Raw genomic sequence first — 371 nt, 5'->3', positions numbered from 1 at the left:
AGCTGCGGGGAGACCTGCTTGCCGGTCTGGCCGACCTGGCTGCTGTGCGGGTACCAGCCCGCGTCGACGGCGGCACGCGAGGCGCCGACGGCCGCGCCCAGCGCGTCCGCGAGCTCCTCGACCACGCCGAAGCCCTCGGCGGCACCGACGCCACGGCCACCGGAGACCACGATCGCGGCCTCGGTCAGCTCCGGGCGGCCGGTCGACACCCGCGGGGTGCGCGAGGTCACCTTGGCGGCGTTGCCGGTGAACTCCACCGACACGTTCTCCACCGCACCCGCGGCCGCGACGGCCTCCGGGGCGACGGCGTTCGGCTTGACGGTGATGACCGGCGCGCCCTTGGTGACCTTCGACTTCACCTGGAAGGAAGC

Annotated in this window: 1 protein-coding gene; it reads right to left on the bottom strand. The window is 74.4% G+C overall.

Going from position 1 to position 371, the window contains the following annotated elements; all coding sequences use genetic code 11:
* On the bottom strand, window positions 1–371 hold a 371-nt coding region (locus tag OP86_RS32660), incomplete at both ends, for an electron transfer flavoprotein subunit alpha/FixB family protein (RefSeq protein WP_030261295.1).

Origin of the sequence: Streptomyces novaecaesareae, from assembly GCF_000716875.1 — a bacterium.
GTDB lineage: Bacteria > Actinomycetota > Actinomycetes > Streptomycetales > Streptomycetaceae > Kitasatospora > Kitasatospora novaecaesareae.
This window is presented reverse-complemented; position numbering and strand designations above follow the sequence as displayed.